Genomic DNA, 11,918 nt, shown 5'->3' with positions numbered 1-11,918 from the left:
GCGAAACGGCTGACGCTCATGGGTCCGCCGGTCCCGAAGGAGCAGCTCAAAGAGGGGCCGCACACCCTTCACCCGGACGGCCGCTGCCTCGGTCAGCCAAGCCGGCGGCTGTGATGGCTCGCTCGCGTGGCGAGCAGAAGGCCTCGGGGCTTGGCCGCCGAGCGGCGTGCACGGGGTCGCGGCCTGTCGAGCGCCCCCGGGCATGGAAGGACCGCCTCACCGAATGTGGCAACCGGGAAAGGCCCAGGGCGCGGCACCTTCGCTTCGTGCCCGCGTCACTCGAGCTTGCAAGCGCGCCGAGAAGGAGTCCGCCGTGTTTGTGTGCTCATCGCCACGGCCTGGCGTTCCTGCGCTAGAGGCTGTTCTCGAGGATCACCGCCGCCAGTTGCTCGATGCGGGAGTCGTCCAGCCCGCTGAGCGGCAACTGCCGGCGCGCGTCCCATTGATGGAAGTGCGCCGCTTGCGAGCGGGCGTACAGCGGGTCGTAGTGCAGGGCGCTCAGCTCGGAGAACAGCGGGCGCAGTTCCTTGCGGCGGGCCCAGTCCTGCCAGCGGTTCACCGCCTCGTTTCCATGCAGTGTCCGCAGCGCATTGAGCTTCAACGCCAGCCCCGGCCCGTCATCGCCCAGATAGGCATAGTCGCGCAGCAAGAACGTCAACCGCTCCTCGAACGGCACCACGATTTCCAGGCAAGGGCTGGCGCGCATCCGCTCGATCAAGGTGGTAGGCAAGGCCAGCCGCCCGATCTTGCGGCTCTCCGCTTCAACGAACACGGGCTGGGACAGGTCAAACTGCTCCACGACTGCCGCCAACCGGGTTTCGAAGGCCTTCTGGGAGGGCTGCTCCTGTCCAGGCAAGGCCCCGAGCAGGGAACCCTTGTGGCAGGCCAGGTGCTCAAGGTCAAGCACCTGGGCGCCGTGGCTGGCAAGAGCGTGCAGCAAGCGTGTCTTCGCGCTGCCAGTGGCGCCGCACACCACCTTCAGTTGAAGTCGCGGGTACAACTGATCCAGGGTGGCGACGACATGTTGTCGCCAGCGCTTGTAGCCCCCGGCCAGTTGCTGCGCGTCCCAGCCCACCAACCGCAACCAGGTGACCATGGAACTGCTGCGCAGCCCGCCTCTCCAGCAGTACACCAGCGGCTTCCAGTGCTGGGGCTTGTCGGCGAACCGCTCGCGCAGGTGGCGCGCGAGGTTGGCCGCCACCATCGCGCCCCCGACACGCCGGGCTTCAAACGCCCCCTGCTGCTTATAGAGCGTGCCCACGATGCGTCGCTCCTCGTCGTCCAGTACAGGACAATTGACGGCACCGGGGATCCGGTCAAGCGCAAACTCGGCTGGTGAGCGGGCGTCGATGATGCAGTCGAACAAGTGCCGCTCGGTGATCTGGGCCGCTCCGCGAGCGCTCATGAACGCACCCCGGCTGGCACAATCAGCCTGAACTTCGCTTGCCTCATGACTTCTATCGCCCTTACCCAGTTTTCGCACGGCGGTGGCTGCGGCTGCAAGATCGCGCCGGGCCTCCTGGCCGAGATTCTGTCACGCGCCCCTCAAGGCATCGTGCCGCCCGAGCTGATGGTGGGCCTGGAGACGAGCGACGATGCCGCCGTATACCGGCTCAACGACAGCCAGGCGCTGGTGGCCACCACGGACTTCTTCACGCCCATCGTCGACATCCCTCGCGACTTTGGGCGCATCGCGGCTACCAATGCCTTGTCGGACATCTATGCCATGGGTGGGACACCGATCATGGCACTCGCGCTGGTGGGCATGCCCATCGCCAAGCTGTCGCCGGACGTGATTGCCGAAGTGCTGGCTGGCGGTGCCGACGTTTGCCGAGAGGCCGGCATTCCCATCGCCGGGGGACATTCGATCGACTTGCTGGAACCCATCTATGGGCTGGTGGCGCTCGGCCTGGTCCACCCGGACCGCGTGCGGCGCAATGCCGGCGGGCAGGCGGGGGATGCACTGGTGCTCGGCAAGCCGCTGGGTGTCGGGATCCTGTCGGCCGCCCTGAAGCGGGGCCTTCTGGATGAGACGGGGTATGCCCAGATGCTGCGCCACACCACCCAGTTGAACCGCATCGGCAGTACCCTGGGCGGGCTCCACGGTGTGCATGCCATGACGGACGTGACCGGCTTTGGGCTGGCGGGCCACCTGCTGGAGGTCTGCCGCGGCTCGCAACTCAGCGCACGCGTGACGCTGGCGCAGTTGCCCTTGATCGAAGAAGCAGTGGCCTTCGCGCGCGACGGCGTGGTCACCGGGGCGTCTGGACGCAACTGGGCTGCCCACGGCGATGCGGTGGATTGGCCTGCAGACGCCGCGCCCTGGATGAAATCCCTGATCTCCGATCCGCAGACGAGTGGCGGCCTGCTCGTCAGCTGCTCGCAGGACGCAGTGCCGGATGTCCTGGCAGCCTTCCACCAGGACGGCTTTGCACAGGCTGCGGTGGTGGGCAGCTTGACGGCCATGGATCAAAGCGCTGGCTCGCGAATCTCGTTTCTGTAGGCCGCCGGGTGGCTGCCGGCCGAGTACTGGCACCTGCCGCCTGTGTCACGCGCCGCACGTGAGCCGTGCTGAATGACGCGTGGCGCACGTGAGCCGTGCTTAATGACGCGTGGCGCAGGTGGCCGGCTCTGCGATGGGCGCAGCTTGGGGTGGCGGCACACCGGCGATGACGAGCACACGCTGCACGGCTCGCAGAACAGAGTCGGCCCGCGTCAAGGGGGGCCCCCTGCAGAGGAGGCTTCAGCTCTGACCTGTTGCTATTGACAGTGCTTGCCGTTCCTGGGCCAACTTGCAAGAATTAACACGTGACTTGCATGTCGACTTCTTGCCTGACAGCTGCTGCGGGACCTCGCAGCCGTGCGCCTTCCTGACAAGACGGTGGCCACGGCTGCCAGCCAAAGGCCATCTCAGGCAAGCGTCGACAACAACGCCAAGCGATCGGCGGCGTCGGCTCAACGCTGACCCGCCGGTCCCCGCTTCTTGGCAGTGGCCTGCCTGACCTGCTGAAAGATCGACGAGATGAGTACAGCAGCACGTGAAGCCCCCGCGCGGTGTCTCTGTTCACCGGCAAAGGCCTGCGTCGTCGGTGTTGAGAACGTCCTGCCACCGGGACTTTGTCCGCCAGCTGCCAGGCTGCACCGAGCGCCACACGCATCCAGCATGTGATGCGATGCGCGCCTCTCCACCGGCCGCGCAAGAGCTGGATGTCGGTGTCCGCCGCCGTCCGCATTCTCGTTGCATGGACCCTCATGATGCTCAGCGCTTCCATTGAAGCGGCCGCGCCCGGGCAGGCGCTGCTGCAGCGCGCGAGGGACGTGGCGACCTTCATCCAGGCTGACCCAGCGGCACTGCAGCAGCACTTTGCGGCGTCCTTCCTCGAGAAGGTGCCCGGCGAGCAGCTCTCCGAGGTCTTCAAGGACTATTTCGACCAGGTCGGGACATGCCAGCTTGACGGCCCGCTGCAAGCCCCCGAGGCGGGTACAGCCGGGCGATTCGCCTTGCGGTGTAGCAAGGGCTTCTTGGTTCCCTTTGATCTCAAGATATCTGCCGAGCCGCCGTACCTGATCGAGGGCCTGCTGCTGAAGCTGCCGACGGCCGGTGAACGTCCTGAGCAGCCACCTCTGCAGGCTGCCATGACGGCACTGGCCGAGCTGCCGGGAACCACCGCATTGATGACGGCGCGTCTTGAGCCCGGTGGTGTGGTGCCGCTCACGGAAGTGAATGCGGAACGACCCATGGCCATCGCGTCAGTGTCGAAGCTGTATGTGCTGTCGGCGTTGCTGCGCGAGATCGGCACCCAGCGAAGGAAGTGGGCCGACGTCATTGCGCTGCCGGGCACCGCCATCTCCTTGCCCACCGGGGAACTGCAGAACTGGCCCGCAGGTTCACCCGTCACCCTTCATACACTGGCCGCGCTCTCGATCTCCAAAAGCGACAACACCGCGAACGATGCTCTCATCTCGGCAATCGGCCGGAGTTCGGTTGAAGCGGCCGTCGCCGAGACCGGAGACACATCGAAGAAGCTCGGCTACCCGTTTCTCACGACGCGGGAGTTCTTTGCGCTCAAGCAAACGCCGTCCCTGGCGAAGCAGTACGGGAGCGCGACGGAGGCCGGGCGTCGCGAGATCCTGAAGAGTGACATTCCAGCCATCGTGCTGCGCGCCGATGCGTCTCTGTCGCGGAGTGCGCCACGCGCGCCCGGGGTCGAGTGGTTTGCCACGGTATCGGAACTGGTGCGTGCATTGGCCATCCTCAAGGAGCTGACGGACAGCGGCGAGGCCAAACACGGCCGGGCCCTGCTTGCCATCAACCGGCCTGAAGCATTTGACGACCCGCGGTGGGAGTACCTGGGCTACAAGGGCGGTTCCGAACCGGGGGTGGCTGCATTGGCGTTCCTGGTGCGCTCGAGCAGTGGCAAGTGGTATGCCGTTGCCTCCGCTTGGAATGGCGCCGAACCAGAACCAGGCGTCGCGTACTACAGCGCCGTGGCGCGTGTTCTGAAAGCCCTCGAATGAGGTGCCGCAGCGCCTTGCCCCTGACGTTGGCGGCCGCACTGCTGCTCGGCGGGTGGACACGTCCTGCCGGGTCGACCAGCTTCACCTGGCAGCGCATTCCGGGGCTTCACGGCGCCGCGGATGTGGCCGCGCTCGTGAGCCAGTCCCGGGGCCGCTGCCGCCTGCCGACAGCCACTGACCTCCTCGACTGGAGCCGAGGTGCCGCACAGAAGAGCCGCTCGCTCGACACAGGCCTTTACTGGGTGCGGCCCGACGTGGACCGTGAAGTGGGCTATGGCCTCTACCTCCACTGGCCCACCGGCCAGGTCGTTGAATACGGCAACCTGGTGTTCGACGCCCACCTGGTGCTGGTGTGCGATAAAGCGGCGGCGGTGTCCGCCGAGGCGGAAGGAGAACCGAGATGAACGTCCCGATCTACCTCAACCCCGGCGTGACCGAGCTCTTTCCAGAATCGCTCACCATCCTGCCCACCTACCGTTGCAACGCCGCCTGTGAGCAGTGCTGCTTCGAGTCGAACCCGCGGGTGAAGGGCCGGCTGTCGCTGGACACCATCAAGCAGCGGATCACCGATGCCCACCAGTCGTTTTCGAACCTGAGGCTGGTGGTCTTCAGCGGCGGTGAGGCCTTCTTGCTCAAAGACGATTTGTTCGCCGCAATCAGGCATGCCAGCAATCTGGGGCTCAAGACACGCTGCGTGACGAACGCCTTCTGGGGCAAGACGGTCCGGCAAGCGCAGGCGACGGTGGCCAAGTTGCAGGCGGCCGGCATCAGCGAAGTGAACATCAGCACCGGAGCGGATCACCAGCGGTGGGTGCCGTTCAGCAGCGTGGAGCAGGCGGTTGACGCGCTGGTGTCGGCCGACATCTTCACGCTGGTGACGGTCGAGAAGGATGCGTCGAGCACCCGCTGCTATGACATGGCGGCCCAGAGTCCGGTTCTCCGTCGGTGGATGCGAGAGAAGCCGCTGAAGCTCTCGCTGCAGTGCAACAGCTGGATGCCTTTTCACGACGAATATGAAGAGCGCGGTGTACCCGGCGGCCTGGCGGCACTCACCGAAGGTTGCTCGCAGGTCTTCAACAACCTGGTTGTCACCCCACACGACCAGCTCGCGGCGTGCTGCGGACTGACGTTTGAACACATCCCCGAGATGAAGCTCGGCAGCCTGGAAGCGGCCTCCATGGGAGCGCTGTTCGACGATGCATTGCGGGATTTCCTGAAGATCTGGATCCACGTGGAAGGCCCCGGGACGATTCTCCGGCGCTTGTTCGGCGAGGAGATCGACGAGGAGCTGAGCCACATCCGGCACATCTGCGAGGCCTGCTCGGTGATGCATCTGCATCCCCGTGTGCGCGCCGAACTGCGGGCCCGCTATCACGAGTTTGTTCCTGAAGTGCTCGCGCGCTTCAACCTCAAGGTGGCGCTCCGTCGTAGGGAACGACAGGCGTTGAGCCCGGCGCCTGCCCACTGAACGTTTGTCGCCAGACAGGGAGAGAACCGATGAAGCGAAGGAGAATCCTCGGTGCCATTGGCACGCTCGGCATTCCGGGCGTTGCCAACGCGGGACGCCTGTACGGGACACCGGCGAGCGTGACCGGCCCCATCGTCGCGAGCGCCAACCCACCCTTGCGCCTGTCGCTGGACTCGGCCAGCCTCCCTGCCGGCGTGGCCGACGATCTCACGATCTTCGGTACCTTGTGGGGCCGGGTACTTGGAGAGCCTGAGGAACGCCGGCGATTCCACCGCGATCCTGGCGGCTACCTACTGGCGAACGGCATACCGGACTCATTGCTGACCGCCCGCGACCAGGAGGTGAAGGTGCTGGCAGCGCTCTGCAACGAGGAGCTGCTTGCAGCCTCCGTGCGCGGAGACTACAAGGAGTTCCTTGCCCAGCTGTCTTCCTTGGGCCTGGTCCGTTCCGGCTCGCGCTCCGTGCTCAAGCAGCGAGTGCGAGATGTTCTCAAGCGCAACGCCAGCGAGATGCGGCTCCCCGCCACCAGCCTGGCGCAGCTCGGGAGCGAGAGCGGCGAGCTGAAGCGATTCCTCCAGTCCAAGGAGGTTCAGTTCCTCTCCGGTGAGATGGCTCCAACCGAGGAAGCGGTGGCTGCCGTGCCGGTCGCCATTGCCGCCATCGTGGTGGTTTATATCTCTGTTGCGACGGCGGTGACGGTTTCGATCCTTGCCGGCGTGCACATCTCGGTGGCGGTGGCCGTGGCCGTGGTGGCCAGCGAGGGCTGCATGGACAACACGCTGAAGGGGCCACTGTTCGCCGGCCCGGTCACCGGCCCCATCACGGCGCAGCAGGGGCGCAGCGAACGCGAGCGCTTGATTGAGCGCAGCTTCGCCGAGCGGGCCCTGCTTGGCAAACGCATGCTCGCACTCGACCCCGCTCGTCTTGCCGAAGCGCAGCAGACGGCCCGCATCGCGCGCATGCTCGAGAAGGATGACTTCGTGCTGGAGGCGAACCGGCAGTTGGTACGGGATGAAATCGAGGCGTTTGTTTCCGCCGCGGAGGAGCTGAACCTGTTATCCATTCCGTCGGGCCGACGTGCTGCGGTGATGCAGGCGATGAAGCAGCTGGCGCTCCGGGTGGCCGGCCTTGACTAGCAGCATGCCCGAGATGGTCCTTAGAAGACCGGCCGCGAAACAATACGCCTGGTTGATGGCTCTCGTGTTGGTCCTTCCCCTGGTGCTCACCTGTGCGGCGCTGTACTCGGTGCACGAGGACACGCGCCGGGTGCCGGTTCTGCTGGGGTCCACGGGCATCGTTGTGTTGGTGGCCGGCGTGTTGGCGGCAGCAGTGCGGCGACAGCGGGCGTCCTTCGACGGTCGCGCCCTCCGCATCCAGTCGAGTTTCTACAACGTGACCTTGCGGATCGCCGACCTGGCGTCGGGCATTGAGGTGCTGGACGCGGGTGTCCCCGCGGCACGACGGCTCGCATTGCGAACCAATGGTGTGGCTTTCCCCGGCTACCGGTCCGGGTGGTTTCGATCCAGAGAAGGGCAGAAGCTGTTCGCTGCCGTCATCGATCAACCGAACCTCTACATCCCGACGAAGCAATCGTTCGGGCTGGTGCTCAGCGTCGAGAACCCGGCGCTCGTCAAAGATGAACTCTCAAAAGCGCTCGCCGTCGAGCGGTCCTGATTGAACCTGGAGGATTGCATGCTGAACCGTAGACATTTCGGCACTCTTGCGTTGCTGGGCACAGCGGCGACAGCCCCCTCGGTCAGGGGCGAGAACCTGCCTGCCGGCACCCGAGGTATCGATCAGCTGGAGTACCTCTTCTGGCTGGGCGACGCCGAACGTCAGGAAGCGCGCCGCACCGCCCAATCGGTTCTCGAAGAACTGGACGCTGGGCCGACGAACCGCCAACGGCTGAGCGGCGTGTACCACCGGGCGGGCGCGGCCCACCGGAAACGCTATGGGGAAACGGCCTCCATCGACCGCCTGGTGAAGGGTCGAGGGCCGCTGGGGCGACTGCGTGAACGGGTCTTGCAGGGCGTGGAAGGCGGCTTCCGGATGCTTCCCAACTATCCCGACGGGGAGTACGTCATTGTGGTGTTCGACTCGATGTTTGAGCAGCTGAAAGACATCCAGACTGAGCAGGTGACCCTGGCCCGTGTACCGACACAAAACCAGTGGTTGTTCCATGATTACTATGTGAATACCAAGCCCTACTACAAGTACTGAACTGCGCGGGCGTGAACTGCAGCGGGATCCTGGAAGGCCCGTGCGCTTCCCCCGCCCGGCCAATAACTGGAATTGGAGACCTGCACTGGCCCGAGGCCGGTTCAGATTCCAGACAGATCAACACAGGAATGGGGTCGCTCATGCCCCGCCACCTCACTCCCGCTGGATGTGCCCTGCCGAGGGGAGAGCGCCGGCGAGCGGTGGGGCAATGTGCTTAGAGCGGCTAACAAAACTCTTCTGGCGTCGTTGCGCCGCCTTGCCGTACCGGTCGTACTGTCTGCGGCGGCGCGCCTAGCCAGAACCGCTGCGCTGAGTTTTGTTAGCCGCTCTTAGTGGTTGGTGCTTCTCGCATCGATCATCTTTTTCGCGTCGTAAATTTGGCGCGTTCATGCGCCTGCCGGCAAGCGGCAGGTGCATGATTCGATCATGCCGTTTCTGGCGGGCTTGCGGTGGCGGATGAAGTGACGTCGACTGCGCAACGGCAGCGACGCCGACCTCGCGCGCGACTCGAATCCGCCGCGTCAACCAGCCGAATGCCGTCATGAGACCCGATCCTCTTCCTGATGACATCAACCACCTGGTCGAGCAATTGCGGAGGGTGCCCGGTGTCGCCGCTGTCGTCCTTGGGGGCTCACGCGCCCGGGGGACGGCGGACGCGTCGTCCGATGTCGACCTTGGCCTCTACTACCAGCCGGCTGCGCCGATCGAGCTCGCGGCACTCAAGGCCATCGTCGCTGAGCTGGATGACCGGCGCCGGGAGGATGTGATCACGGAGATGGGAGCATGGGGGCCTTGGATCAACGGAGGTGGATGGCTGAGCATCGGAGGGCACGCGGTGGACTTGCTCTACCGGGACCTTGGTCGCGTCGATCGCGTCCTGGCGGACGTGAACGCCGGGCGCCTGGATGTCGCCTATCAACCCGGCCATCCGCATGCCTTTGTCTCCGCCATGTACTTGGCTGAGCTTGCCGTCTGCCATCCGCTGTGGGACCCCGACGGACGGGTGGCCGCGCTCCAGCGCCAGGTGCGCCCCTATCCGACCGCTCTGCGGTTGGCCATCGTCCAGCGCTTCTTGTGGGAATCCCGCTTCTCCATCGACACGGCGCGCAAGGCGGCGCGGCGCGGCGACCTGCATTACGTCGCCGGCTGCAGCTTCCGATCGATCAACTGCCTATTGCAAGTGCTGTTCGCGGTGAACGAGCAGCACTGGTTGAATGAGAAGGGCGCACTCCGCCTCGCGCAAGCTTTCCCGCGCCGGCCGACGGACTTGGCCAAGCAAGTTGCCGCCGTGTACGAGGGCCTGCAGCGGCCGGCCGATGCGCCGGCGAACAGCCTGCACCTGCTCGACCGCTTGCACGCCGAGGTCGAGGCGTTGGCGTCGAGTTGAGTCGCTCGCTAAGCGCGCAGGCTGCCACCTCGCATTGCAGCCGGCCTGCCCGCCCTGGATCAGTGCACCTCTTCTTCCACAGTGGGAACGTCGCCTGGCTGATGTCCACCTGCCGGCACACATCGAGGCACGGGCCTGACTGGCTCGTGAACCGCAGTCCAGGAGGAGCTGGGCTGTAAGTGTCAAAACAGCCCAAGCTTGCCCGACGTGGGGATGGGGACGCGGTGGAAGCCGAGCGCGTACGTCCTCGAGGTCAGCGGGGCCCCGGGTTTCGAGAGGGAATCGAGCGAGACGGATGGCGAGGCCATGAGATGCGGCTGTGATCGGCGGGCGGCTTGTCAACGAGGGGCGCTACCTGAAGTCTGGCCGCGGCACGACACAGGGGCAGTTCGAGCATTCGGACGTCGAGCATTCGGACGTGGAGAACCGCGGCAGGTTGGATGTGCTGGGCGGGACGATGAACCAAAATTTCGAGTTTGCCGCGTGGCGCAACGACGGCACCTTGAACATCGAGAACGCGACGTTGACGATGACTGGCTACCAGGCCGACTTTCGAAACGGCGGCACCGTGAACGTCGGGCCTGGCGGCCGCTTTCGATTCGCTTCCTCGGAAAGCGGTGTGTACAGCAGCGGCACGTGGACAGTGAGCCGGGGGCGAGGTGGACATTACCGATTCGGCACGCCGCGGCGCCTCGCCTGGGAATCCGCCCTCCATCTTCAGTATGGGCACGATCCACAACGATGGGACCGTCGTGTTCCGCGGCGCCGGTGACCTCGGTGGCGCGGTGGTGTTGCATCAAGGTGTCGCCCTCATCGGCAGGGGCACGATCGCGGCTCTGGACGGCATCGACCTGCGCATAGAGAACGCGGTGGACGTGGGCGGACTGCGGATCAGCGCCCCCCGTTCCGTCAGCGCCATCGGCGCCGACCCGCTGGAGCACGTGCTGTTCAGCCGCGTCAGGATCGACGGCGCCATCCGCCTGGACGAGCTCGACTGGCAGGACGGGCATCTCGACACGACCGGCCCCGTCACGGTGAGTGGCGTGGCCCGCCTGTCGAACGATCCGCGCCACTTCAGCTACATGCGCGACCGGCCCCTGGGCAAGCAGATCGACACCGACTTCACCTTTCTCCAGTAGGCAGTATGGAACGGGAACGCCGACATCTTCGGGACGGGCAGCATCCGGGTGGGCCGGGGGCGCGTTTCGAAGACCGCAACGCTGCTGGCACCCGGGAGTATCAGGGGGCAGGGTGGGTGCCGCGGTACACCCAGATCGCTGCGAGCCGCTTTGTAAACGAAGGCAGTTTCGAAAAAACGGGCGCGGGGGAGACGGTGATCGAAGCCCGCCTCGACAACCTCGGCAGGATGACCGCCATCGACGCAGCGCTTCTGATCCTTGCCGGCCGCACCTCCAATACGGGCACGCTCGAAGCCGTGCGGTCGCGTGTGGTGGTCTGGGGCCCGCTGGAGCAGCTCCAGCAAGGGCAGTTGCCAGGGCGCCGCTACATCGCCCGGGATGGGACGCTGGTCTTCAACCTCGGGCCGGAGGGCCCCGTGCCCCACAGCATCACCGAGAACCATGCCGACATCGTGCTGGAGGGGCGGCACGCACGCCTGGCGACCGTGTGGCGTGGCACCGACCAGAACGCCCTGCGGAGTTTGGAACTCAACGATGGGACGATCACTTTGCTTGATGGCGCCCGGCTGAGCATGGGAGGGCCGCTGCGGCAGAGCGGCGCCCTGCATATCGGCGCCGGCAGCACGCTCTCTGCCGCGGCGCTGTGGCAATGCCCCGAACAGGAAGAAGATCGCCCCGCGGTGTGGCTGGCACGTGTCCTGGACGCACCCGACATCCGGATCTTCGCTGGGCGCTTCAGCGCAGGAGCCGAGGACGAAGTCGGGCGGGCGGCCATACGCGGCCAGCTGCTGCTCAGTGGCCGGACGGTGCTCGATATGCGAGCGTCGATCGCTTCGATGTCCTGGACGTCGACGGTGCCGTGGCAGTGGGCGGGGAACTGTGGCTGGCGTTCGAAGGCGATCAGCCCGTGCTGGGCACCTTCCGGTTCCTGACGACGTCGCGCGGGCACACCGGTGCCTTTGCCGCTGTCCACTCGGACCTGGATGCCGCTGCCTACCGGCTCGATACCCGGTACGGCGACAACTTCGCAGAAGTCACCGTGTCCGCAGTGCCCGAGCCGTCGAGCGTGACGCTTCTTGTGCTGGGAGCCGGCTGGCTGATGGCCCGCCGCTACCGCCGGGCCGCCAGAACGCCCGGGCACGGCAGGACGCGATGACGCACAAAAGGGACGTGTGGCATTCAGGAA

Annotated in this window: 13 protein-coding genes; 12 read left to right on the top strand and 1 reads right to left on the bottom strand. The window is 65.8% G+C overall.

Annotated features, from left to right (window positions below; all coding sequences use genetic code 11):
• Positions 1–352: 352 nt before the first annotated feature.
• Positions 353–1,405, bottom strand: a complete 1,053-nt coding sequence (mnmH, locus tag N7L95_RS29435) for a tRNA 2-selenouridine(34) synthase MnmH (RefSeq protein WP_301261154.1) — start codon at positions 1,403–1,405, stop codon at positions 353–355.
• A gap of 45 nt (positions 1,406–1,450) precedes the next feature.
• Between mnmH and selD the strand changes: the two genes are divergently transcribed.
• The 12 genes from selD (at position 1,451) to N7L95_RS29375 (ending at position 11,888) form a co-directional block, all read left to right on the top strand.
• Entirely contained in the window at positions 1,451–2,503 is a 1,053-nt protein-coding gene (gene selD / locus N7L95_RS29430; RefSeq protein WP_301261196.1) for a selenide, water dikinase SelD, read from the top strand.
• 704 nt (positions 2,504–3,207) lie between these two features.
• On the top strand, positions 3,208–4,518 hold the full coding sequence (locus tag N7L95_RS29425; protein ID WP_301261153.1) for a serine hydrolase: 1,311 nt from the start codon (positions 3,208–3,210) through the stop codon (positions 4,516–4,518).
• A gap of 14 nt (positions 4,519–4,532) precedes the next feature.
• Positions 4,533–4,922, top strand: coding sequence for a hypothetical protein (locus N7L95_RS29420; protein ID WP_301261152.1), 390 nt, complete (start codon positions 4,533–4,535; stop codon positions 4,920–4,922).
• The gene (locus N7L95_RS29415) at positions 4,919–5,986 is read left to right on the top strand and encodes a radical SAM protein (RefSeq protein WP_301261151.1); all 1,068 of its coding nucleotides are present in this window, start codon (positions 4,919–4,921) and stop codon (positions 5,984–5,986) included. Before N7L95_RS29420 ends, N7L95_RS29415 begins: the two co-directional genes overlap by 4 nt.
• Positions 5,987–6,015: 29 nt before the next feature.
• Entirely contained in the window at positions 6,016–7,122 is a 1,107-nt protein-coding gene (locus N7L95_RS29410; RefSeq protein ID WP_301261150.1) for a hypothetical protein, read from the top strand.
• Between the two features lie 4 nt (positions 7,123–7,126).
• The gene (locus N7L95_RS29405; protein WP_301261149.1) at positions 7,127–7,660 is read left to right on the top strand and encodes a PH domain-containing protein; all 534 of its coding nucleotides are present in this window, start codon (positions 7,127–7,129) and stop codon (positions 7,658–7,660) included.
• 18 nt (positions 7,661–7,678) lie between these two features.
• Positions 7,679–8,206, top strand: a complete 528-nt coding sequence (locus tag N7L95_RS29400; RefSeq protein ID WP_301261148.1) for a DUF4019 domain-containing protein — start codon at positions 7,679–7,681, stop codon at positions 8,204–8,206.
• Between the two features lie 541 nt (positions 8,207–8,747).
• The gene (locus tag N7L95_RS29395) at positions 8,748–9,593 is read left to right on the top strand and encodes a nucleotidyltransferase family protein (protein WP_301261147.1); all 846 of its coding nucleotides are present in this window, start codon (positions 8,748–8,750) and stop codon (positions 9,591–9,593) included.
• 319 nt (positions 9,594–9,912) lie between these two features.
• A complete protein-coding gene (locus N7L95_RS29390) occupies positions 9,913–10,365 on the top strand; it encodes a hypothetical protein (RefSeq protein ID WP_301261146.1) in 453 nt (150 codons plus the stop codon).
• The gene (locus tag N7L95_RS29385; protein ID WP_301261145.1) at positions 10,346–10,732 is read left to right on the top strand and encodes a hypothetical protein; all 387 of its coding nucleotides are present in this window, start codon (positions 10,346–10,348) and stop codon (positions 10,730–10,732) included. Before N7L95_RS29390 ends, N7L95_RS29385 begins: the two co-directional genes overlap by 20 nt.
• A 5-nt stretch (positions 10,733–10,737) precedes the next feature.
• Entirely contained in the window at positions 10,738–11,664 is a 927-nt protein-coding gene (locus tag N7L95_RS29380; protein WP_301261144.1) for a hypothetical protein, read from the top strand.
• Complete coding sequence (locus N7L95_RS29375) at positions 11,640–11,888, top strand: PEP-CTERM sorting domain-containing protein (RefSeq protein ID WP_301261143.1); 249 nt, start codon at positions 11,640–11,642, stop codon at positions 11,886–11,888. Before N7L95_RS29380 ends, N7L95_RS29375 begins: the two co-directional genes overlap by 25 nt.
• Positions 11,889–11,918: the final 30 nt, after the last annotated feature.

The sequence above is a fragment of the Eleftheria terrae genome, from assembly GCF_030419005.1.
GTDB classification, from domain to species: Bacteria; Pseudomonadota; Gammaproteobacteria; order Burkholderiales; family Burkholderiaceae_C; genus Caldimonas; species Caldimonas terrae.
The sequence above is the reverse complement of the archived record's forward strand: the minus strand, read 5'-3'. Positions and strand labels throughout refer to the sequence as shown.

What these genes read in the sequence shown, in the direction of transcription:
- selD (WP_301261196.1), top strand. Translation starts at nt 1,451, where the DNA reads ATGACTTCTATCGCCCTTACCCAGTTTTCGCACGGCGGTGGCTGCGGC.
- N7L95_RS29405 (WP_301261149.1), top strand. Translation starts at nt 7,127, where the DNA reads ATGCCCGAGATGGTCCTTAGAAGACCGGCCGCGAAACAATACGCCTGG.
- N7L95_RS29380 (WP_301261144.1), top strand. Translation starts at nt 10,738, where the DNA reads ATGGAACGGGAACGCCGACATCTTCGGGACGGGCAGCATCCGGGTGGG.
- mnmH (WP_301261154.1), bottom strand. Translation starts at nt 1,405, where the DNA reads ATGAGCGCTCGCGGAGCGGCCCAGATCACCGAGCGGCACTTGTTCGAC.
- N7L95_RS29415 (WP_301261151.1), top strand. Translation starts at nt 4,919, where the DNA reads ATGAACGTCCCGATCTACCTCAACCCCGGCGTGACCGAGCTCTTTCCA.
- N7L95_RS29395 (WP_301261147.1), top strand. Translation starts at nt 8,748, where the DNA reads ATGAGACCCGATCCTCTTCCTGATGACATCAACCACCTGGTCGAGCAA.
- N7L95_RS29400 (WP_301261148.1), top strand. Translation starts at nt 7,679, where the DNA reads ATGCTGAACCGTAGACATTTCGGCACTCTTGCGTTGCTGGGCACAGCG.
- N7L95_RS29410 (WP_301261150.1), top strand. Translation starts at nt 6,016, where the DNA reads ATGAAGCGAAGGAGAATCCTCGGTGCCATTGGCACGCTCGGCATTCCG.
- N7L95_RS29425 (WP_301261153.1), top strand. Translation starts at nt 3,208, where the DNA reads ATGTCGGTGTCCGCCGCCGTCCGCATTCTCGTTGCATGGACCCTCATG.